Genomic DNA, 21,231 nt, shown 5'->3' with positions numbered 1-21,231 from the left:
GATGATCTATCGATGGCGGAAACCGGCGTCAACCTGCGCGGGCTGCGCCGCCACAACCGCGCGCTGCTGCTCGGGCACATCCTGCGCGCGGGCGGGCTGAGCCGGGTCGAGCTGGCACAGCGGTCCGGGCTGACCCAGCAGGCCGTGTCGAAAATCGTGTCCGACCTGCTTCCGGAAGGATTGCTGGACGTCGAACGCGCGCCCGCGGCCGGAGTCGGCAAACCACGCACGATGCTGCGGCTGCGCGCGGAAGCCCGCTGCGCCCTCGGCGCGCAGCTCGACCGGGACGGCTTTCTCGTCCTGCGCACCGGCCTGACCGGCGAGGTCGAGGAGATCGTGGAAGGCCCGCTGCCGGTCGGCTTCGGCCCGGAGACCGCGGTGACCGCGATCGCCGACGGGGTGCGCAAACTGGTCGCCGACGTCGATCCGGCGCGGGTGCTCGGGCTCGGCGTCGGCGCGGTGGGACCGCTCGACCACCACGCGGGCCGCGTCCGCGACGCCACCAACATGCCCGGCTGGCACGACGTCCCGCTGCGCGACCTGCTCGCCGAACGCACCGGCCTGCCGGTCACGCTGGACAAGAACACCAACTCCGCCGCCTTCGCGCACGCCTGGCCGGAGGAAACCGCGGCCGCGACGGCGGTGGTGCTCGTCGGCACCGGAATCGGTGTCGGCCTGCTGATCGACGGACGCGTCTACCGGGGCCCGCGCACCAACGCCGGTGAATTCGGCCACACCACCATCGCCTACGCCGGACCGCGCTGCGCCTGCGGACGGCGCGGCTGCGTCGAGGTCATGCACCGCGCCGCCGGCACCCCGCACGACGCCGCCCGGCTGCTCGGCATCGGACTCGCCGACCTGGTGCAGGTGCTCGATCTCGAACGGATCGTCCTGTTCGGACGGACCGTGCGCGGCGCGCCCGAGATCTACCGCGAAACGGTCTCGCAGCAGCTGCGAGACCTGCTGCCGGTGCCGTATTGGCAGCGCATCGACGTCGAATTGAGCGACCTCGACGAGGAAGCGGTCGCGCTCGGCGCCGCATTCGAGGTGCTTGCCGGGTTTTACGAGGATCCGAAATGACCGGCACCCCACTCGCGGACCGATAGCATCCCGACGTGTCCCGCGTCTCCGACCCCGCCGCCGACGAGCCGGATTCGGCTCCCCGCACGCTCACCCCGGCCGAGCGGATCGCCCCCAGCCGGCACGACCCGCTGGTGGCCGCGGCGACGAGACCCGTCGGCGGCCCGCTCGGCGAGCACGCGGCGGTGGGCAGGCAGTGGTTCTGGTCGCCGCAGCGCGTCGGGCTCGCGATGGCCGTGCTCGCGCTGGTGGTGTGCTGGTTCGGCAAGGCGTCGTGCATCCAGCAGTACAGCGATTCCAACGGGGCGCTCCAGCTCGACTGGCGGTCCGGCCGCCCGTTCGTCGCCATGTGCTACTCCGACATCGTCCCGCTCTACAGCTCGGAAAAGCTCGACGATTCGCACACCTTCCCCTACGTCACGTCGTGGCAGGAGGATTCGCAGACCGCGGAGAACCAGACCCGGTACATGGAGTACCCGGTGGTCACCGGGTTGTTCCAGTGGATCAACGCGAAGCTCGCGGCTGCCTGGACCGCGGTCGCGAACGCCGGCTGGCTGCCCGGCGCGCTGCCGGTGGCGATCTACTTCAACATCACCGCGTTCTGGCTCGCGCTCGCCTGGCTGGTCACGGTGTGGGCGACCGGGCGGACGACGAAACGCCGGCCGTGGGACGCGGTGCTCGTCGCCATCTCGCCGCTCGTGCTGGTCCATACCTTTACGAACTTCGACGCGCTCGCCACCGCGGCCGCCGCCGCCGGGATCCTGGCCTGGTCGCGGAAACGCCCGGAGGTCGCCGGTGTCCTGTTCGGACTCGGCGTCGCCACCAAGCTGTATCCGTTGCTGTTGCTGGGCGTGCTGTTCCTGTTGTGCCTGCGCGCCGGGAAACTGCGCGCGTGGAGCCGGACCGCGGCGTTCACCGTGCTGGCCTGGCTGGTGGTGAACGTCCCGTTCATCGTGGCCGCGCCCCGCGGCTGGTGGGAATTCTTCCGGCTCAACACGCTGCGTCCGATGGATCCGGATTCGCTCTACAACGTCGTTTCCTACGCCACCGGCTGGGCGGGCTTCGACGGCGTGCTCCAAAAAGGACAGCCGCCGACCGTGCTGAACATCGTGGTCGCGGTGCTGTTCCTGGCCTGCTGCGCGGGAATCGCCTACGTCGCGCTCACCGCGCCCCGACGGCCGCGGTTCGGGCAGCTGGCTTTCCTCATCGTGGCGGCGTTCCTGCTGACGAACAAGGTGTGGAGCCCGCAGTACTCGCTGTGGCTCGTCCCGCTGGCGGTGCTGGCGATCCCGCGCTGGCGGCTGCTGCTCGGCTGGATGGTGCTCGACGCGGCGGTGTGGGCGCCCCGGATGTTCTATTACCTCGGCGTCGACCACAAGGGACTGCCGGCGGGCTGGTTCCTCGGCGGAGTGGTCCTGCGCGACCTCGCCGTCGCCGGGATCTGCGTGCTGGTGCTCCGCGAGATCTACCGTCCGCGCACCGACCTGGTCCGGCTTTCCGGCGACGACGACCCGGCGGGCGGCGTGCTGGAGCGGACCCGCGACAAGGTCACCTTCGCGCCGTTGCGCCGCCCCCGCACTCCCGCTCAGCAGCCAGTCGCGTGATCCGGGAAGGACTCCCGGCTTGCCGCGAGGAGTCCTTCCCAGGCCTCAGGAGAGCTGTTTGCGCAGGTAGGCGATGTCGGCGGCCTGTCCTTCGCCCGGGGTTTCGACGACCACCGGCGCACCCGCCTGGCGCACGACCTCGGCGAGCAGCTCCGGTTCGATCGTGCCGTCGCCGTCGACGATCGACGCGTGCCGGTCGCGGTTGGAACCGTGCTCGTCGCGGGAGTTGTTGCAGTGCACCAGGTCGATCCGGCCGGTGATGGCCTTGACCTTCTCCACCGCGGTCGAGAGATCCCAGCCCGCCGCGTAGGCGTGGCAGGTGTCGAGGCAGAAGCCCGCGCCGAACTCGCCGACCTTGTCCCACAGCCGGGCGATCACGTCGAGTTCGCGGGTCATCGCGTTGTCGCCGCCCGCGGTGTTCTCGATCAGGATCGGCACCGCGAAGCCGCCCTTTTCCGCCTCGCGCTCGAAAAGCTTGCGCCAGTTGACCAAGCCCTCCTCGACGTCGTCGCCCGCGCCGACGTGCCCGCCGTGCACGATCAGGCCCTTCGCGCCGATCGCGGCGGCCCCGTCGGCGTGCTGCGTGACGTTCTTCCGGGACGGGATGCGGATCCGGTTGTTCTTGGACGCGACGTTGATCAGGTACGGCGCGTGGATGAACACCTCGACCGGGGAGGCCTTGATCTCCTCGCCGTGCGGATGCGGTTTCGGTGCCTTCCACCCCTGCGGGTCGGAGAGGAAGAACTGGACGACGTCGGCTTCTCGCTCGGCGACGGCGGCCAGCGGATCGTCGTCGCGGACATGGGCGCCAATCTGCATGCCCTGACGCTACTACCGGGCGAATCTCCCCCTTCCGCCTGAGTTGGTGACGCTCGTGGAGTACCGTGAGCGCGTTCCGTGATCCAGTCGGGGGAGGAAAGGCATGCGGAAACGCGCTGGACGGACGATTTCACTGGGGGTCGCGCTCGCGGCGCCGCTGCTTTCCGCGGCTCTGGCCTTCCCCGCCGCCGCCGCCGCGGACCCGAGCCCCACGGTGAGCGGCGACTGCGAATCCACGCTGCGGAACGGCAAGAACGGCGCTGGCCTCGCGCTCGACGCGGGCGCTCCGCTCAACGCGCCGAACCGGGTCACCGTCGGCCTCGATTCGAAGGCGAAGCAGAGCGACGGCAACAACACGTTGCTCACCCTCCCGGTCGGCGACACCGTGCGCACGCTGGGCGTCGGCGAGGTCCCGGTGGTCGGCGACACGGCCGCGAAGGACACCTGCCCGATGGTGCAGGCCACGGCGAACGGCGTCGGCAACGCCACCCAGGGACTGGTCGGCGGCCTTCCCGGAAACCCGATCCCAGGGCCGCCGCAGCCGACCCCCAAGCCGCCGAACCCCACGCCCAACCCGCCGTCCCCAGCGCCCGGACCCGGCGGTCCGGGCCAGCCCGCTCCCGGCGGCGACACGCTCGGCCCGGTGACGTCGGCCGGCGGACTGTCCGGCCTCGATTCGGTGTCCGGCATCTTCACCGGGGCCGCGATGCTCCCGGCGAGTTTCGTGCAGGCCCCGATCGTCACCCAGGTCGTCCCCGGCCAGCTGCCGCAGGGCCAGGCGCCGACGGTCGACGCGAAGAAGTCCGGCACCGCGGAAGCTCTGCCCGCGGCCACCCCGCCCGCCCGGCTCCCGCTGCTGATCGCCGTGCTGGCGCTCGCGATGGTGGCCGCCGCGCTGGTGCGCGCGTGGCTGCGCCGCAAGCCCGCCTGACTCTCACCCTGAGTAGCGCCCGCTTCCACCCGAATGCCTGACCTCGGAGGGGAGGCGGGCGTCACTCGTCTTCGTTACCGTCGTTGTCCACAGGGAGGCAGGTACAACGGACGCGGCGAAAGGGTCGACGGCCATGCAGCAGCACCGGGCACGGAGGGCCACCGCGGTGGGCGCCGCCGCTTTCGTCCTGGCCGGCTCGGCCGCGCTCGCCGCACCAGGCACCGCGTCGGCGGACACCTTGACCGCTAAGTGCGGTTCCACCATCACGGCCAAACCGGGTGACCACATCCAGGCCACACCTCTACTCGGTCTCCCGCTCGACCTCGGCATCGTCGGCCAGGCCTCCGGCGTTCTCACCAGCACTGTCGACGCGCTCTGCAAAGTCACGGTGAACGTGGTCAACACGGTCGTCGCGCCGGTCCCGGTGGTCGGCCCGCCGGCCGCGAGCGCGGTCAACGGCGCGGTCGCGGGCGGCGCGAACGCGGTCCAGCAGGGCGTCGCCGCGGCGGGCCAGGCCCTCAGCGGCAGCCAGCCGGGCAAGCAAAGCCCGGGGCAGAACCCGCAGCAACCGCCGTCCGGCGGCAACGGCGGCAGCCCGCAGCAGGGTGGTTCGCCCGGACAGCAGCAGTCCCAGATGCCCGGTTCGACCAGCCCGGTGCTCGGCGATTACGGCGGCGCCGGCGGAGGAGCCGCGCCGTTCTCGGCCTTCCTGCCGAACTTCAGCGACCTGTCGTACGGCTACAGCACCGGCTACGCGCCGATGCGCGACTACAGCGGCATCCCGATGGCGATGGCCGGATTGTTCAGCCCGTCGCCGTCGCTGCGATACGGCAGCCAGATCCCGGGTTACGCGCCGCAATACGGCCTTTCCAACCCGGACGGCTCGTCAGGCGGCGACCGCACGGTCCAGAACGCCGGTAACGCCGAAGCCTTGCCGGGCACCGGCGGAAACCACACGAACGGGTTGGACTGGCCGGTTCTGGTGGCAGTTTTGGCACTCTCCGGAGTCAGCGCGGGCCTGGTCCGCACCTGGGTACTCCGCCGAATGGCCGCTGCAGGTTAAGCCAACTCACCAGTATCTTTGCCGGAGTCCATTCGTTGTCCTAGATGCGACGAACCATGCCCGCGGACCCCGGAGGATAGTGCTCGTGCGGAAACTCCCCACCTGGAAGCGAACCCGTCGAGCACTCACCGTCACCGCTCTCGCCGCCCTCTTCACCGGCGGCACGTTCCTGGGAACCGGCACCGCGTCCGCGGCGACGACGCTCGCGAACCAGTGCACCGGCGCGGTCACCGGCGGCATGGGCGATTCGGTCGCCGTCCCCGGTTCGGCGGTCAAGGAGATCGTCCGCAAGTCGGCCCAGGACCAGGTCAACTTCTGGCGGCTGCTGACCGTGTGGCCGGATTCGCTGGCCAACGCCATCGCGAACAAGGGCAACCTGCCGGTCGGCTCGATCCCGAACGCCGCGGGCGGCACGATCAGCGGCGACGCGATCGGCCAGGTCGTCGCGAACGCGCTGAAGGACGAGTGGGGACTCGGCGTCCTGCCGGACACCAAGACCAAGGTGCTGAACGGCATCCGCAGCGGGGTCGCGTCCGCGTGCGGGCTCACCACGACGGCGAACAACTACCAGGCGCCGTCGTCCCCGAACTCCCCGTCGAACGGCGGCGCCCCGTCGAACGGAAACGGCGCCGCGCCCGCGCAGAGCGGCGGCGGCAACCCGCTCGGCAACTACCAGCCGGGCTCGACCGGGATCGCCCCGCCGCGCGACTACGGCAACATCCCGACCGCGACCCCGGGCACCCCGGGCGTCCTGGGCACCGCGATCGCCCCCGGCGCGCGCTACGGCTCCCTGCCCGGTTCCGGCGCGCTGCCGCAGCAGCCGTCGGCCGGCCAGGACCCGCAGGGACAGCAGGGCCCGGACATCCGCAACGCGGGCAACGCCGAAGCGCTGGCGAGCCAGGGCGGAGCCTCGGACGTCCAGCTGCCGATGCTGCTCGCGGTGATCGTGCTGGCCGGCGTCACCGCCGGGCTCGTCCGCACCTGGGTGCTGCGCCGCGCCAGCTGACCCGCCGCGCCGGACTGTCGGACCCGCCGGGTACGCTTACCTGGACAAACCCTCCTGTCACGGAAGCGCCGTGACCGCGAGCCCATAGGAGGTGAGTGGTTATGTCACGCCATTACGAGGTAATGGTCATCCTGGACCCGACGCTCGACGAGCGCACGGTCGCGCCCACGCTGGACAACTTCCTCAACGTGATCCGCACTTCGGGCGGAAGCGTCGAGAAGGTCGACGTGTGGGGCCGCCGTCGCTTGGCGTACGAGATCAAGAAGAACGCCGAGGGCATCTACGCGCTGCTGGACCTGAACTCGTCGGCCGAGGCCGTCAAGGAACTGGACCGCCAGCTGTCGCTGCAGGAAACCGTGCTGCGCACCAAGGTCATGCGCCGCGAGGTCAAGGCCGCGGCCAAGCCCGCGCCCGCCAAGGCCTGATCCGAGCCCGATTCCGAAGGGACGCCATCCGTGGCTGGAGACACCGTCATCACCGTGGTCGGGAACCTCACGTCCGACCCGGAGCTGCGCTTCACCCCGTCCGGGGCGGCGGTCGCGAACTTCACCGTCGCGTCCACCCCGCGCACGCTCGACCGGCAGACCGGCGAGTGGAAGGACGGCGAGGCGCTGTTCCTGCGCTGCAACATCTGGCGGCAGGCGGCGGAGAACGTCGCCGAGTCGCTCACGCGGGGCGCCCGCGTGGTGGTGCAGGGGCGGCTGAAGCAGCGGTCGTTCGAGACCAAGGAAGGCGAGAAGCGCACCGTCGTCGAACTCGAGGTCGACGAGATCGGCCCCTCGCTGCGCTACGCGACGGCGAAGGTCAACAAGGTCAGCCGCGGTGGCGGCGGCGGTGGTGACTTCGGCGGCGGAGGCGGCTTCAGCGGAGGCGGCAATCGCGGCGGAGGCAACAGCGCGCCCGCCGACGACCCGTGGGGCTCGGCCCCGCCCGCGGGCGGTGGCGGCGGAGGCTTCTCCGACGAACCCCCGTTCTGATCTCATTCTCTTTCTAGAATTCCAGGAGTACACCAGTGGCCAAGCCACCCATTCGCAAGCCCAAGAAGAAGGTCTGCGTGTTCTGCAAGGCCGAGAAGAAGGGCCGTCCGGAAGCGATCGACTACAAGGACACCAACCTGCTGCGGAAGTACATCTCCGACCGCGGCAAGATCCGTGCCCGTCGCGTCACCGGCAACTGCAGCCAGCACCAGCGCGACATCGCCATCGCGGTGAAGAACTCGCGCGAGATGGCTCTGCTGCCCTACACGTCCACCGCGCGCTGAGGGGAGCACTAGTCATGGCGAAGATCATTCTCACCACGGACGTGGCGAACCTCGGCGGCCCCGGCGACATCGTCGAGGTCAAGGACGGCTACGCCCGCAACTACCTGCTGCCGCGCGGCTACGCCATCGTGGCCACCAAGGGTGCGGAGAAGAACGTGCGCACGATCCAGCGCGCACAGGAATCCCGCCGCATCCGCGACCTCGACCACGCCAAGGAAATCAAGGCGACGCTCGAGGGCCTCGGCGCGATCCAGCTGACCGGCAAGGCCGCGGCGGGCTCGAAGAAGCTCTTCGGCTCCATCACCGCCGGCGAAATCGTCGACGCGATCAAGGCCCAGGGCGGCCCGCTGCTCGACAAGCGCGTCCTGGACCTGCGCGACCACATCAAGACGGTCGGCAAGCACTCGGTCAACGCCCGCCTGCACCCGAACGTGAAGGTGGACCTCCGGCTCGAGGTCAAGGCCGTGGCCGCCAACTGACGCTCGCGTCTTTTCCGCGAAGCCGCCCCCGGGAGATCGTCCCGGGGGCGGTCTCGTTTTCGGCGTCTTCCCGCAGCTCGGGGCCAACTCTCGAAACAACTGAACGCGCAGCGGGAACCAACTGGCGTGCGTTACCATCCAACTTGCTGATCTCGCCGCTTGGGGAGCGAGAACTGTGCCAAAGGGGGTCACCGGGATGTCTGACGTACCACCGCCCGCGCCGATCATGGTCGGCGGCTACGGAACGGCAGGCGGGTACAAGTTCAGCGAGGACGAGGTCGACTCGGTCATCAAGCAGTGGGAAGACCTGCGGGTGAACCTGAACAAGGATCTCACCGACGCGCGGTTCATCGCTGACGTCAAGCGTCCGGCGGACGAGTTCGCCAGCAACGACTTCATCGACAAAGGCGCGAACCCTTCCGGGCAGACCCTGCTTGAGCAGCACCAGCGCATGGTCGACTACGTGACGAACTTCATCACCGCACTGAAGGCCGCCAAAAACAAAATCACCGTCGCCGAGCAGGAAGCACGCGACGCCGCAAGCAAGACAAAGGTCTGAGCTGCCCATGCCGCACCGCACCACCCGGATTGCCGCCGCTGCCGTCGCCGCTCTCGGTCTGCTGACCGCATGCAGCGGCGGAGGAAACCCCGGCCGAGGAAACACTCCGCCTTCTTCCGCCGCCGCCAGCTCGACAGCAGCGGGCGACGGGTCAGGCCCGAAGGTTCCCGCTCCGCTGAACACCCAGGACTTGGTGGGCGACAACCCCTGCAAGGTTCTGACCAACGCCGAAGCGACCGATTTCGGGCTGGTCGCACCTGGAGAAAAGGCCACCGGGCAGGTTCCCGGCTGTGACTGGAGGTCGGCCGACGAAGCCCAGAACTCCATCGGTCTGCGAGTGTCTCCATCGCAGACCCCGCACGGCATCAGCGACATCTACGCCCAGAAGGCACGGCAGGCGTATTTCCAGCCGGTTACCGTCGACGGCTATCCGGGCGTCTACGCCGATACCCAGGACGGCCGTCCTTCCGGCACGTGCACGCTGTGGCTCGGGGTCACCGACCAGCTCGCGGTCGCGGTGATTCCGGCGATCGGGGTCGGCCCGAACAAGAGCAACCCATGCGGTCTCGCGCAGAAGTTCGCGGGCGCAGTGGTCAAACATCTCAAGGCGGCATGACCGCCCGGCGGCCGGTGCCCGGCTCGGAAGGAGTGGCTCATCATGGGGAATGACGCCAACACCGTAGGCAAGGAATTGAAGTACGCGGCAGGCGGTGCCGTCGCCGGCGCCGCGGTCGGTTCAGTCGTGCCGGTGATCGGCACCGCGGTCGGTGCGGCGGGTGGGGCGCTGGTCGGCAGCCTCGTCGGCCTGTTCAGCGGAGGTCCGGACGCGAAGCTCGCCGAGGCGGACCTCGGCGGCCGTTCGATCGACGCGCGCACGATCTGGGAGAAAATCCACGTCGGCGACAGCTCGTCGCTGCAGACCGGCGTCAGCGCGGCCAACAATCTCAAGACCGTGCACAACGACCGGGTCACCGAGATCGACAACCTGAACAAGAAGATGGACGCCGCCTGGCAGGGCGGTGGTGCCACCGCGGCACAGGCCGGCGCGCACCCGCTCGGTGTCTGGCTCCAGGACTCGGTCAACAACCTCGGCAAGAGCCACACGTACCTGAACACCCAGGTCGACTGCTTCTCCACGGTCAAGAGCAAGGTCCAGGAGATCGCCAAGGACCCGCCGCACGCCGGGTTCGTCGACGGGATCAACCCGTTCAGCGACAAAGACGACGAGATCAACCAGTACAACGAGACCGGCAAGGCGAACGTCCAGGCCTACACCAACTACTTCAACGCCAGCGGGCAGAACGCGAGCCAGCTGCCGCAGTACAGCGCCTGGCAGGGCAACAACATCTCCAACCCGGGCGGCGGTCCGGGCGACTTCGGCGGCGGTCCGGGCGGCTCCGGCGGCAACTTCGGCGGCGGCCCCGGCGGCGGAGGCGGCGGCTTCACCCCGCCGAAGATGGATCCGCCCAAGTTCACCCCGACCAATCCGCCCGGCACCCCGCCGCACACGACTTTCCCCGGCGGCCCGAGTGGTCCGGGCGGTCCTGGCCACGGCGGCGTGACCGACCCGACCGGCCACTACCCCGGCAGCGGGAACGACGGCGTGACCACCTCGGGCTGGACGCCTCCGACGACCGACCCGAGCAAGTTCAGCCCGAGCGCCTTCGGTCCCGGCGGCGGGGCAGGCCAGTTCGGTCCCGGCGGCGGTGGCGGCGCGGGCTCCGGTGCCGGCGCTGCCTTCGGTCCGGGTGCGTTCGGCGCGGGCGCGGGCTTCGGTCCCGGCGGCTCCGGATCCGGTGCGGCCGCGGGCGGGATGGCCGGCGGCGCCGGTGCGGGCGGCATGGGCTCCGGCATGCGTGGCGGCGCGGCGGGCAAGCCCGGTGCGGCCGGCATGGGCGGCATGGGTGCCGGCGCGAAGGGCGGCAAGGGTCAGGAGGACGAGGAGCACCAGACGAAGTACCTGGTGGAAGAGGACTCCAACGAACTCTTCGGCTCCGACCAGCTGACCGTTCCGCCGGTCATCGGTGAATGAGGCCGACCGACGTGATCACGCTTGACCGACCCACCAAGTTCACCCTCCCGACGCTGTACAACCTGATCCGGCGTCGGGGCGGTGAGCCCCATCAGGCCATCGCCGAGACCCCGGTGTTCCACGACCCGGACGCCGAACGGAAGCTGGACCAGCAGGTCAACGAGGCGTTGACCGAGTCCGGCCTGATGGGACCGCGCGGCATGGACCGCGATCTGCTCGCGCTGATCGAGTCCATTTCGCATCCGCACCTGGAGTTCTACGGCTGGTTCGACGGCACGTTCGAAGACGGCAGCCCGGGCAACTACTCGGTGCTGTGCGGCAGCGGGAACGGCGGCGGCTTCGGGCTGCTCCGGATCATCGGCGAGAACACCGTCACGGTGTCGCGTCAGCGGCCGGACCTGCTGCTGCAGACGTTCCTCGATCTCCTGCCCGCGGGCAAGCCGGCGAGCGGGCAGCCGCTGATCACCAGCCGCAGCGAATACCAGAGCGGCCGGTCAGCCGGGTCGGATGAAGTTTCGCAGGGCTCGATCATGCAGAGCGGGCAGCGCACCGAGCAGGTTTCCCCGCTCAAGGAGATCCAGCGGATCCTCAAGCTGCCGCGCACCGGCAGCGGCGCACTTTACGTCGCGGCCCGCCCGAACGGCGGACGGCGGCGACGCATCCCGAAGCCGGTCAACTTCATCGACACCAGCGAGGGCCGCTGGCTGATGGAGGAGCGGCCAGGACAGGACTCGCTGATCGTGTTCACGCCCGGCACGATGCAGGCGATTTCCGAACGGCTGCGCCAAGCGCAAAGCGCCTTGGGCTGAGCGCCCCGAGCGTTACTCCGGGTGGGGTTCCCGGCACGGCACCGCGAGGTGTCCGGTCGGCGAACCTCACCCGGTTTCGCGTTTGACCTGCGCTTCTGCCGGATCACGCTACCTTGGCCCAGCAGCTGTCGACCGGGCGGCGGACGCTAGGACGAGGTTGACTCGGCCATCAAAGAACCAGCTGGCAAAGGAAGTCTGAGCACCAAATGCCGCACCGCACCGTCCGGCTCGCCGCAGCTGCGGTTGCCACGATTGGCTTGTTCGCCGCCTCCGCCTGCGGTGGGGCCGGAGGAACTGCTCAGCCGCCGGGCAGTGCAGGCTCAAGCGCTCCAGCCGACAGTGGCGGCTCGGGTCCCAAGGTGCCTGCCCCGCTGCCTACCAAGGACTTGATCGCCAATCCGTGCAGCGTGCTCAGCGCCTCGGAGGCAGAACAGGTCGGCCTCAAGTATCCCGGCGAGAAGAGCACCGGGGTGTTGAACGGCTGCCGCTGGACTTCCTCCGGAAGCAACCTGAACTTCGTGAACAACACGCCGATCGAGCAGAACAAGCGCGGGATCAGCGACATCTACGACCAGAAGGCCAAGCAGGCCTACTTCGAACCCACCACGGTCAACGGCTACCCGGCCGTCTTCGCTGGTACCGAGGACAGCCGCGCGAACGGCATCTGCACCCTCTGGGTCGGCGTCACCGATCAGCTCGCTGTCTCGGTCCTGCCGAATATCAGCATGGGTTCGAACAAAAAGGACCCTTGCGCCGTCGCGAAGAAGTTCGCTACCGCGATGATCGGGCATCTCCAGCAGGCGTCGTGATCGTCATTCCTCTGGCAAAGCGATCAGGATCTCCGAACGGCTGCGCTAAGCGCCTTGGGCTGAGCGCCCCGAGTGTTACTCCGGGTGGGGTTCCCCGGCGCGGCACCGCGAGGTGTCCAGCCGGTGAATCCCACCCGGTTTCGCGTTTGCATGCGGTTAACCTGCGGTTTTGCCTGGTCGCTCACTGTGTGCAGCCGTCGGCTGGGCCGCGTGGGGAATTCTCCTTCGTTCAGCCTATCGGGTCGGTGATCTACCGTGCGTAGCAACCATCCACAGGGTGGTGGACGGACCGGCGCGCGACACGCCGAAGAAGCAGTTCGACGCGACACGCCGGACGAGTTTTCGGGAAGTTCTCCACAGTCTCTACACAGGCCTTGACCTGCGGGTTTGATAGGGCCGATCCGCACTGTCCCCACTTTGTCCACAGGCTCACGGACACCTGTGATTCGTTGCCGCCAGTCATCCACAGGTTGTCCACAGCACGGTCAACACCCGGAATTGCGCTCGTCCTTCCGGGGGATCTAGCGTGCGTTCGCGCTCAGTACTCCCGGTGGCTCCGCGTGGCGGTCACCGGCGCGGGGAACCGACCGGTCCATCATCGAAGAGGACCGGGCGGACGGGTGGGAAAGCCGGGCCGACTCCGGCATACTCGAACAGGTGTTCGCCTGCACTGGTCTCTTCGCGAGGCAGGCGGCGGACGCGGTTCGGCACAGGACAGGCGCACGCGAGACGAACGGGGACGGCCGGAACGGCGGCCGGGCGAGGGAGGTGTCCGGGCAGTGGCGGTGACCGATGACCGCGGTCCGGCTTACGCGGAGTCCGATCCGGGTCCGAGCGACCCCGGCCCTGGCGGGTTCGACCGCCAGCCGCCGCAGGACATCGCGGCGGAGCAGTCGGTGCTCGGCGGCATGCTGCTGTCGAAGGACGCGGTCGCCGACGTCATCGAGGCGCTCGGCCCCGGCGATTTCTACCGGCCCGCGCACCAGGCCGTGTACGACTGCATCCTCGACCTCTACGGCCGAGGCGAGCCGGCCGACCCGATCACCGTCGCCGCCGAGCTGGAACGGCGCGGTGAACTCGGCCGCGTCGGCGGCGCGCCGTACCTGCACACGCTCATCGCGACCGTGCCCACCGCGGCCAACGCGGGCTACTACGCCGAGATCGTGGCCGAAAAAGCAGTGCTGCGCCGGCTCGTGGAAGCGGGCACGCGCATCGTGCAGTACGGCTACGGCGCGGCCGCGGCCGACGGCGCGAACATCGACGAGGTCGTCGACCGCGCGCAGGCCGCGATCTACGACGTAACCGAGCGCCGCACCAGCGAGGACTACGTCGCGCTGGAGGACCTGCTCCAGCCGACCATGGACGAGATCGACGCGATCGCCTCGCGCGGCGGCCAGTCCCAGGGCATCCCGACTGGATTCGCCGACTTCGACGAGCTGACCAACGGCCTGCACCCCGGCCAGATGATCATCGTCGCGGCCCGTCCCGGTGTCGGCAAGTCGACTCTGGGGCTGGACTTCGTGCGTTCGGCGTCCATCAAGCACGGCCTGACCAGCGTCATCTTCTCGCTGGAAATGAGCCGGACCGAGATCGTGATGCGCATGCTGTCGGCCGAGGCGAAAATCCGCCTCGCCGACATGCGCGGCGGCAAGATGTCCGACGACGACTGGACGCGGCTGGCCCGGCGGATGAGCGAGGTGTCGGAGGCCCCGCTGTTCGTCGACGACTCGCCGAACATGACGATGATGGAGATCCGCGCCAAGGCCCGTCGGCTCAAGCAGCGGCACGACCTGCGGCTCGTGGTCGTCGACTATCTGCAGCTGATGACGTCAGGCAAGCGCGTCGAATCGCGGCAGCAGGAGGTCTCGGAGTTCTCCCGTCAGCTGAAGCTGCTGGCGAAGGAGATCGAGGTGCCGGTGATCGCGATCTCCCAGCTGAACCGTGGTCCAGAACAGCGCACCGACAAGAAACCGATGCTGTCGGACCTGCGTGAATCCGGGTCGCTGGAGCAGGACGCGGACATCGTCATCCTGATCAACCGCCCGGACGCCTGGGAACGCGACGACCCGCGCGCCGGGGAAGCCGACCTGATCCTGGCGAAGCACCGTGCGGGCCCGACGAGCACGATCGTGGTCGCACACCAGCTGCACTACAGCCGGTTCGCCGACCTGGCCCACGACTGACCCCGGCTGGCGCGGTTTCTCCAAGCTGACTGCTAGCGGCGAAGCCCAAGGGGGACCAGCCGAGCCGTTCACCGCGGCTTGGAGCGCACTGCCGCGAGGTGTCCTGCTTAGCCGGCGCGGACGACGGCGAGCGCTCGGTCGCAGAGCCGATTGAGCTCGTCGAGCCCGCCCTTCCCGCCGCGCTGCAGCCAGATGGCGGTGGCGACGTCGAGGCAGGCGAGTGCGGTGGCGACGATCGCCTGGCAGCGCAGCCCGGGCGGGTCGTCGCTGTCGCCGAGGCGGCGTTCAACCTCGGGGCGAGCTGTTCCTAGCCGCGCAGGGACTCGGGCAGCTCGGCGGCCTCACCCTGATCAGCACGCACGTGCCCGAGCGGCGGCGCGCCGAGGCCAACGCTCTGCTCAACTTCGGCGGCTACCTCCCGGCCGCACTGCTGCCCGTCGGCACTGGCTATCTCAGTGACGCCCTCGGAATCGCTACCGGATCCACCCTTTTCGCGACGGTTCTCGCACTCGCCGCGCTGACCGCTGGCGGAATCGTGTGGCGCACGGCTCGCTGATGGGTCAGGAACGACCGCCGGGTGCCCAGTCGTGCACCTCGATCGCGGCATAGTGGTCCGCAGTAAGCAGTCCGCGAGCTGTCTCGGCGTCGGCAGCTTGGACCAAGGCTGCCGTGCCGAGCCAAGCGGTGCCGTCGTCGGACCAGAGCGGACCGTAGGCGATCAAGGACTCCGGGGCGGACGGTTCGAGGTCGACGGCGGGGCCAGAACCCAAGCCCAGCACCAAATACAGGTTCGCGGCCTCCGGATCGCCGGGGAATTCCCACATGGTGCGGCCGAGGGCGTTGTCCCAGCGGCGGATCAGGATGTCCCGATAGGCACCGGCCTGGTAATTCGGTTCCGCGAAAGCGAATTCGCGGACCGCGGCGACGTCCGGGAGGTCGACGATGTGCACGCTGCCGGTCGGGACGTCGCCGTCCAGGGTCGGGCCGCGGGCGATCAGTTCGGCGGCGAAACCGTCCATATAGGACCAGTGGGCTTCCAGCAGCTCGGCCCGCAACGCGGCGGAGCCGGGACGGTCCCGGTGATAGCAGAAGAACTTCACCGGGCGAGTCTGCCGCACCGAGGCGTCCGCCGAGGACGAATTCGCCAAGTCCGCGAACAAGGCGTACGGTAGTAGTTGAACTTTCAAACACTTGGAGGCAGCCATGGCGACCCGCACGCCGGTCCTGTACCTGAGCCACGGTGCGCCGCCGCTCGCGGACGACGCGACGTGGACCCGCCAGCTCGCGGAATGGTCCGCGGACCTGGCGAAACCTCGCGCGATCCTGGTCGTTTCAGCGCACTGGGAAGAGGCCCCGCTGACGCTCGGGGCGACCACGACGGTCCCGCTGGTCTACGACTTCTGGGGCTTCCCCGAGCGCTACTACCAGGTGAAATACGCGGCACCGGGTGCTCCGGAACTGGCCGCGCAGGTGCGCAAGCTGCTGCATTCGACCGAAACCCCAGTGCACGACGCCCCGGACCGCGGCCTCGACCACGGCGCGTACGTCCCGCTCGTGGAAATGTTCCCCGAAGCCGACGTCCCGGTGCTGCAGATCTCGATGCCCTCGCTCGACCCGCGGGCGCTATATGACCTCGGCCGCAAGCTCGCGCCGCTGCGCGACGAGGGCGTGCTGATCATCGGCAGCGGATTCTTCACCCACAACCTCCGCGCGATGCAGGAAGTCAACGGCGCCAACGGAACTCCGCCGGAATGGTCCGCGGAATTCGACCACTGGGGCGACGAGGCCCTGCGCGCCCACGACCTCGACGCGTTGCTCGACTTCCGGCACAAGGCCCCGGCCGCCGCGATGGCGCACCCCCGGATCGAGCACTTCGCGCCGCTGTTCGTTTCGCTCGGCGCCAGCTCGGCCGAAGGCGAGGGCCGCACGGTGATCGACGGTTTCTGGCACGGCCTGGCGAAGCGGTCGCTCGAATTCTCCTGACGCACCAACAGAAAACGGGCCCGGAAGCACGTGGCTTCCGGGCCCGCCCGGGTCATCCCCGGTCCGTTTCAGGCGAAACGGTTCACTTCTTGAAGAAGCCGGTCACCTTCGCGGCCAGCTTCTGGAACGCACCCAGCGGACCGGTCGCGTCACCGATCGCCGGCACGGCCGGAGCGGTCGGCATCGTGGTCGGCAGGGTCGTCGGCGCACCCGGCACGGCGGGCAGCTTGGCGACGGCCGGCAGCTGGTTCAGCGTCGGCAGCGAGGCCTTCACCGGCAGCTGAGCCGGAACGGCCGGAACGTCGGCCCGCTCGGCACCCGCACCCGGCAGGGCCGGAACGCCCGGCAGACCCGGAACGGCCGGAAGCGACGGCAGGTGGACGCCGTTCTGCAGCCCGGACACCGAAGGCAGCACCGAAGCGCCCTTCAGCTGGTTCAGCTGACCCAGCGCGGACAGGCCGCTGACCTGCGGCACGTCGGCCCGCTGGGTACCCGGCAGGGCCGGGGCGGGCAGCGTGGTCGCGGTGGGCAGACCGGACAGGCCCGGCAGGGCCGGAGCCGACGGCAGCGACGGCGCGGCCGAGGAACCGCCCGGCAGACCCGGCACCGCGGGGAGCGCGGGGAGCTGGTCAGCGCCCATCTCGCCGCCGAACGGCACGTCGATGGCCGGCTCGGGGTCGACCGTGGTCGAGTTGGGGGCCTCGGCGGTGGCGACGCCGAGCACCTCCAGCGGCACGCCGTAGATCTGCACCAGCGCACCCAGCGGGTGGTAGTAGTCGAAGCCGGACAGGGCTTCGCCGGTGCCGTCGGTGCTGGTGGCGTCGTTGCCGTCGGTCACCGTGGTGACGTTGTCGCCGACCGCGTGCGCCACGCCGCCCACGGCGACCGCGTCGCCGAAGACCTGCGCGACGACCGGGACCGGGAAGTCGAGGATGTCGCCCGAGAGCGAGCCCTCCACGCCCGAGGTGGTGTCCTTGCCGGCGTCGGTGACGACGGTGTTGTTCGTGGCGTCGCCCGAGGACACGCCCGCGACCGAGACCGCGTCGCCGAAGACCTGCGCCACCGGGGCCGGGTCCACGCCCACGATGTCGCCCGCGACCGCGCCGCCGTCGCCGTTGGTGATGGCGTCGCCGCCCGCCGTCGAGGTGATGTCGTTGGTGGCGGTGCCGTGGCCGATCGCGCCGCCCGCGAGCCCGTCGCCGAAGATCGTCCCGGCGCCGGCGATCGGAGCCTTGACGATGTTGCCGGCGAGCGCGCCGTCCTTGCCGTCGGCGCTGGCGTTGCCGCCCGCCTTCGAGTCGGTCAGGTTGTCCGACATGCCGGTGCCGATGCCGGCCACCGAGCCGCCGACGCCGTGGCCCTGAACCGGCAGCGAGACCGGGGCCTCGATGAGGTTGCCCGCGCCCGCGCCCTGCGCGCCGGTCGCGTGCACGTCGTGGCCCGCGGTGGAGGTGGTGTCGTTGCTGGCCTTGCCGTGGCCCTGGCCGACGAACGAGCCGCCGATGCCGAACAGCTGCACCGGGGTCGACACCGGGACGGTGCCGAGGTTCGAGCTGAGGAAGCCGTTGTCGTCAGCGGTGTTGCCGCCGCCGCCCGCCTTCACGACCTTGGTCTCGGAGCCGTCGCCCGAGCCCTGCCCGATGAACGAGCCGCCCACGCCGAACACCTCGGCCGGCGCGGCGACCGGGACCTGGACGATGTTGCCCGAGCCGGACGAGTCGTTGCCCTGGGTGCCGTCGTAGTTGCCCGCCGTGACCGTCTTGGTCTCGGTCGAGGTGCCCGAGGCGTTGCCGATGTGGCTGCCGCCGATGCCGTGCACCTCGGGGGCGCCGGCGATCTGGGTGTTGACGATGTTGCCGGTCAGCGTCGAGCCGTTGCCGCGGGTGTAGCTGCCGTCGCCGGAGGTGGCGGTGGTGGTGTTGTCGCAGTTGGCGACCGCGCGGCCGATGTAGGTGCCGCCCACGCCGCACGCCTCGACCGGGAGCGCCACTGCCGGGTCGACCACGTTGGCCGAGCCGGCGGCGTCGTTGCCGCTCGTCTCCACGAAGCCGCCGGAGGTGGCGGTGGTCTCGTGGGCGGAGGAGGACGCCTGGCGGTCGAGCGCCTGGCCGGTGGTGGCGTTGCCGATCCACGAGCCGGCGACGGACGCGACGTTCGCGACCGGGCTGGCCTGCGCGGCCCCGGCGTTGCCGGACAGGAACGACTGGTCGCCGTCGGTCTCGATGTAGGTCGGGATGTGGTTCAGCTTGCCGGTGCGGGTGTCGCCCGCCTTGGCGTCGGCCGAGGAGCTGGAGGTGGAGTCCGCGTCCGAGCCCCACACGCCGCCGGCGTTGCCGTTGAACTTGACCGGCAGCGCGATCGGAGCGCCGACCACGTTGCCGCTGCCCGCGGCGCCCTTGCCGTTGGACTTCATCGAGCCGCCGGAGGTGGCGGTGGTGTCGGCGTTGTAGCCGCCGCTGTAGGCGTTGCCGAGGATCCAGGACGCGGCGTTGCCGGTCACCTGGACCGGGGTCGCGAACTGGCCGCCGACGACGTTGCCGGACAGGCCGGAGCCCTCGCCGGTGGTGTCGATGTTGCCGGTCTCGCTGGTGCTCTGGTGCGCCGAACCGCCGTGCACCGCACCGCTGCCGCCGGCCAGGCCGACGCCGTTGCCCGCGATCTGCACCGGGAGCGCGTAGTCGAGCGCCACGACGTTGCCCGCGATGCCGGAGTACTTGCCGTCGGTCGCGACGTCCTGGTTGTGGCTGTAGGTCTGGGTGTGGTCGCCACCCTGCACGTGCGCGTCGCCGATGACGCCCACCGCGTTGTCGACGATCTGGATCGGGACGACGACGTCGCCGTTGACCTTGTTGCCCTTGAACGCGTCGTGGGTCGGCGTGAGCTGCCGCGGCGCGTCCGTCTTCGGGAGGCTGTCGGTCAGGCTGCCCGCGGAGCCGCCGGGCGTCTTCGCCGAGGCGAGCGCTCCCTTGACGGCGGAGGTGACGGGCTTGGTGCTGATCTCGTTGTGGTGCGCCGGGAGGTCGACCTGCCCGAGCGGGGTGCCGATCGCGTTGTTGGCTTCGTCGATCGGGACGGTGACGTTGAGATCAAGCGGGGAGGCCGGGGTGTCCGGGTTCACGTTCTCGTCGGCCGAGGCGATGCCGGTGCCCAGCATCAGCAACCCACCCGTGACCAACGCGGTCTGGAGTCCGCGCTTTGCCCAGGTCTGCATGGGATTTTTCTCCTTCATATCGGGGTCCCTTGCGGGTTCGTGGCGGTGCTCCTGCAGCTCAGGAATGCACCGGGGAATGCGTGCGCGGAAATTGCGCAGCGCGCGAAAAACCCGCGGGTTATCTGTCGATGACGGCGACGGAACGCGTAGGCGTCCGAGGGCTCGGCAAAGACCCCGCGGGTGAAGTGGATCAGTCAGGAGTGACGCCGGGCTGCTCGCCCGGGGTGCGCGGCGTGTGCGCGAGGCCGGTGCGGGTCGAACCCGCCACGGCGTTGTCGACGGCGGCGGTGACCCAGGAGGGAACGCCGAAGTGCAGGCCGTCGAGGTGTCCGCCGGGAGCGGTGTTGCCACCGGCGGGGGAGTTCGGGATGGAAAGCGGCGCGGCGGGAAGCTGCGCCGGGGAGAACGGGGCGCCGGGCAGATCGCGGTCGCCGTGGTGCCGCTGCGGCAGTTCGCTGCTCTGCCCCGGAACGACGGACTGCGCGTCCATCGCCGGGAAGACCGACTGCAGTGCGTCGGACGTCGTCATCGCGGCGGCGCCGAGGTTTTGCTCCGCCTCGGCGGGCTGCTCGGGAACGCCGGGCGCGGGAAGCTGCTCGGAACCGGGGGCCGGAGCCGACGGGAGTTTCGGCAGGTCGACCAGGTCCGCGGGAGCGCTCGGGTCGAGCAGATCCCACAGCTTCCGGCCGAAATCCTGTGCGGCGGGCGGCGGGGTGGTCGCGTCGGCGATCACCTGCCGCGCGTCCTCCGGCTTGCGCGCGATGTGCTCGAGCGAGCCGAGCGTGCGCTGCACCGGCTTCACGACCGCGTGCTGGCCGAGGTCGCTCACCGCGTCGCTGACTTTTCCGGCGGCCTCCTGGCTGCCGGCCAGGTCGTCGCGGTGCGCGGAGCCGAGCTGGTCGAGCGAGCAGGCAGGCCGCGCCGCGCCTGGTTCAGACCACGTGGTGGCGCCCTGGCCGCACGACGAAAGCCCTTGCGCCACACCGGTGACGTCGCCGGCGAACCGGGCCACGCCGTCGGTGACGTCGCCGATTCCGGCGGCCGTCGCGTCGGTGACCGGCGTGACGCTCGCGTCGACAGGGTCGGCCGAAGCGGCGGACGAGGAGACGGCCCACGCGGCCGCGGTGGCCGCGAGCGCGCCGCCGACGACGAACAACGCACGCGACGCGAGACGGCCGAAGCGCGTCGCGCCCCGCCTCTCGTGCACAGCGTCGTTCGTCACAGGTGAATTCTCCTCGGGTAAAAAAGATTTCGGTTTTTCGGCGGGAACGGCACAGTTCCGCGGTGGTGCAAAACCGAGACAACCAAATTCCCGGCCCGCCGCGCATCCTTGACACGACTTGATGCCACCATCGTGTGAACAACACAGAGTGTGGCCGGGTCTCACGATGGGTCATCCCCG

The 21,231-nt window shown here is 70.0% G+C and carries 21 protein-coding genes; 17 read left to right on the top strand and 4 right to left on the bottom strand.

The annotated features are described in order from the left end of the window. The first annotated feature begins 12 nt into the window (after nt 1–12). The gene (locus L942_RS23510) at nt 13–1,080 is read left to right on the top strand and encodes an ROK family transcriptional regulator (RefSeq protein ID WP_037364252.1); all 1,068 of its coding nucleotides are present in this window, start codon (nt 13–15) and stop codon (nt 1,078–1,080) included. Nucleotides 1,081–1,115: 35 nt separating this feature from the next. Beyond that, nucleotides 1,116–2,684 (top strand): glycosyltransferase family 87 protein, encoded by a 1,569-nt coding sequence (locus tag L942_RS23505; protein ID WP_037364250.1) that lies wholly within the window; start codon nt 1,116–1,118, stop codon nt 2,682–2,684. A gap of 45 nt (nt 2,685–2,729) precedes the next feature. Here L942_RS23505 and L942_RS23500 read toward each other — a convergent pair whose 3' ends face one another. Then, nucleotides 2,730–3,503 (bottom strand): deoxyribonuclease IV, encoded by a 774-nt coding sequence (locus L942_RS23500; RefSeq protein ID WP_037364247.1) that lies wholly within the window; start codon nt 3,501–3,503, stop codon nt 2,730–2,732. Between the two features lie 103 nt (nt 3,504–3,606). Here L942_RS23500 and L942_RS23495 point away from each other — a divergent pair, with 103 nt between their 5' ends. From L942_RS23495 to L942_RS23425, 14 genes are all read left to right on the top strand, one after another. Then, nucleotides 3,607–4,434, top strand: coding sequence for a hypothetical protein (locus tag L942_RS23495; protein ID WP_037364244.1), 828 nt, complete (start codon nt 3,607–3,609; stop codon nt 4,432–4,434). A 166-nt stretch (nt 4,435–4,600) separates the two neighbouring features. Beyond that, on the top strand, nt 4,601–5,497 hold the full coding sequence (locus L942_RS23490) for a hypothetical protein (protein WP_037364242.1): 897 nt from the start codon (nt 4,601–4,603) through the stop codon (nt 5,495–5,497). A 79-nt stretch (nt 5,498–5,576) separates the two neighbouring features. Then, a complete protein-coding gene (locus tag L942_RS23485) occupies nt 5,577–6,503 on the top strand; it encodes a hypothetical protein (protein WP_037364240.1) in 927 nt (308 codons plus the stop codon). A gap of 101 nt (nt 6,504–6,604) precedes the next feature. Beyond that, entirely contained in the window at nt 6,605–6,928 is a 324-nt protein-coding gene (gene rpsF / locus L942_RS23480) for a 30S ribosomal protein S6 (protein ID WP_106964995.1), read from the top strand. Between the two features lie 30 nt (nt 6,929–6,958). Next, on the top strand, nt 6,959–7,480 hold the full coding sequence (locus tag L942_RS23475) for a single-stranded DNA-binding protein (RefSeq protein ID WP_037364236.1): 522 nt from the start codon (nt 6,959–6,961) through the stop codon (nt 7,478–7,480). A gap of 35 nt (nt 7,481–7,515) precedes the next feature. Next, nucleotides 7,516–7,764, top strand: coding sequence for a 30S ribosomal protein S18 (rpsR, locus tag L942_RS23470; protein WP_037364233.1), 249 nt, complete (start codon nt 7,516–7,518; stop codon nt 7,762–7,764). A 14-nt stretch (nt 7,765–7,778) separates the two neighbouring features. Then, complete coding sequence (gene rplI / locus L942_RS23465) at nt 7,779–8,243, top strand: 50S ribosomal protein L9 (protein WP_037364230.1); 465 nt, start codon at nt 7,779–7,781, stop codon at nt 8,241–8,243. 196 nt (nt 8,244–8,439) lie between these two features. Next, the gene (locus tag L942_RS23460) at nt 8,440–8,802 is read left to right on the top strand and encodes a hypothetical protein (protein ID WP_081655193.1); all 363 of its coding nucleotides are present in this window, start codon (nt 8,440–8,442) and stop codon (nt 8,800–8,802) included. Nucleotides 8,803–8,809: 7 nt separating this feature from the next. Continuing rightward, a complete protein-coding gene (locus L942_RS23455) occupies nt 8,810–9,418 on the top strand; it encodes a DUF3558 domain-containing protein (protein ID WP_037364224.1) in 609 nt (202 codons plus the stop codon). 42 nt (nt 9,419–9,460) lie between these two features. Continuing rightward, a complete protein-coding gene (locus tag L942_RS23450) occupies nt 9,461–10,834 on the top strand; it encodes a hypothetical protein (RefSeq protein ID WP_037364221.1) in 1,374 nt (457 codons plus the stop codon). Nucleotides 10,835–10,845: 11 nt separating this feature from the next. Next, complete coding sequence (locus L942_RS23445) at nt 10,846–11,643, top strand: ESX secretion-associated protein EspG (RefSeq protein ID WP_235079355.1); 798 nt, start codon at nt 10,846–10,848, stop codon at nt 11,641–11,643. A gap of 206 nt (nt 11,644–11,849) precedes the next feature. After that, nucleotides 11,850–12,452: a DUF3558 domain-containing protein gene (locus L942_RS23440; RefSeq protein WP_037364216.1), complete on the top strand. Its 603-nt coding sequence runs from the start codon at nt 11,850–11,852 to the stop codon at nt 12,450–12,452. A 779-nt stretch (nt 12,453–13,231) separates the two neighbouring features. Further along, nucleotides 13,232–14,635, top strand: coding sequence for a replicative DNA helicase (gene dnaB / locus L942_RS23435; protein WP_037364212.1), 1,404 nt, complete (start codon nt 13,232–13,234; stop codon nt 14,633–14,635). 361 nt (nt 14,636–14,996) lie between these two features. Then, a complete protein-coding gene (locus L942_RS23425) occupies nt 14,997–15,191 on the top strand; it encodes a hypothetical protein (RefSeq protein ID WP_037364208.1) in 195 nt (64 codons plus the stop codon). 4 nt (nt 15,192–15,195) lie between these two features. Here L942_RS23425 and L942_RS23420 read toward each other — a convergent pair whose 3' ends face one another. Then, nucleotides 15,196–15,735 (bottom strand): YciI family protein, encoded by a 540-nt coding sequence (locus L942_RS23420; RefSeq protein WP_037364407.1) that lies wholly within the window; start codon nt 15,733–15,735, stop codon nt 15,196–15,198. A 103-nt stretch (nt 15,736–15,838) separates the two neighbouring features. Between L942_RS23420 and L942_RS23415 the strand changes: the two genes are divergently transcribed. Further along, nucleotides 15,839–16,618 carry a dioxygenase family protein gene (locus tag L942_RS23415; protein ID WP_037364206.1) on the top strand — a complete coding sequence of 260 codons (780 nt, stop codon included), beginning with the start codon at nt 15,839–15,841 and terminating at the stop codon, nt 16,616–16,618. Between the two features lie 82 nt (nt 16,619–16,700). Here the strand turns inward: L942_RS23415 and L942_RS23410 are convergent, their stop codons facing one another. Continuing rightward, nucleotides 16,701–19,829, bottom strand: coding sequence for a beta strand repeat-containing protein (locus L942_RS23410; protein ID WP_235079353.1), 3,129 nt, complete (start codon nt 19,827–19,829; stop codon nt 16,701–16,703). A gap of 190 nt (nt 19,830–20,019) precedes the next feature. Then, nucleotides 20,020–21,051 (bottom strand): hypothetical protein, encoded by a 1,032-nt coding sequence (locus L942_RS23405; RefSeq protein ID WP_037364205.1) that lies wholly within the window; start codon nt 21,049–21,051, stop codon nt 20,020–20,022. Between the last annotated feature and the right edge of the window lie 180 nt (nt 21,052–21,231).

The organism is Amycolatopsis orientalis DSM 43388, assembly GCF_000411975.1.
In the GTDB taxonomy this organism is placed as follows: Bacteria; Actinomycetota; Actinomycetes; order Mycobacteriales; family Pseudonocardiaceae; genus Amycolatopsis; species Amycolatopsis orientalis_D.
Note: the sequence above shows the minus strand (reverse complement) of the source record. Positions and strands in the feature narration are given on the sequence as shown.

What these genes read in the sequence shown, in the direction of transcription:
- L942_RS23510 (WP_037364252.1), top strand. Translation starts at nt 13, where the DNA reads ATGGCGGAAACCGGCGTCAACCTGCGCGGGCTGCGCCGCCACAACCGC.
- L942_RS23500 (WP_037364247.1), bottom strand. Translation starts at nt 3,503, where the DNA reads ATGCAGATTGGCGCCCATGTCCGCGACGACGATCCGCTGGCCGCCGTC.
- L942_RS23495 (WP_037364244.1), top strand. Translation starts at nt 3,607, where the DNA reads ATGCGGAAACGCGCTGGACGGACGATTTCACTGGGGGTCGCGCTCGCG.
- rpsF (WP_106964995.1), top strand. Translation starts at nt 6,605, where the DNA reads ATGTCACGCCATTACGAGGTAATGGTCATCCTGGACCCGACGCTCGAC.
- rplI (WP_037364230.1), top strand. Translation starts at nt 7,779, where the DNA reads ATGGCGAAGATCATTCTCACCACGGACGTGGCGAACCTCGGCGGCCCC.
- L942_RS23460 (WP_081655193.1), top strand. Translation starts at nt 8,440, where the DNA reads ATGTCTGACGTACCACCGCCCGCGCCGATCATGGTCGGCGGCTACGGA.
- L942_RS23455 (WP_037364224.1), top strand. Translation starts at nt 8,810, where the DNA reads ATGCCGCACCGCACCACCCGGATTGCCGCCGCTGCCGTCGCCGCTCTC.
- L942_RS23450 (WP_037364221.1), top strand. Translation starts at nt 9,461, where the DNA reads ATGGGGAATGACGCCAACACCGTAGGCAAGGAATTGAAGTACGCGGCA.
- L942_RS23440 (WP_037364216.1), top strand. Translation starts at nt 11,850, where the DNA reads ATGCCGCACCGCACCGTCCGGCTCGCCGCAGCTGCGGTTGCCACGATT.
- L942_RS23415 (WP_037364206.1), top strand. Translation starts at nt 15,839, where the DNA reads ATGGCGACCCGCACGCCGGTCCTGTACCTGAGCCACGGTGCGCCGCCG.
- L942_RS23410 (WP_235079353.1), bottom strand. Translation starts at nt 19,829, where the DNA reads ATGCAGACCTGGGCAAAGCGCGGACTCCAGACCGCGTTGGTCACGGGT.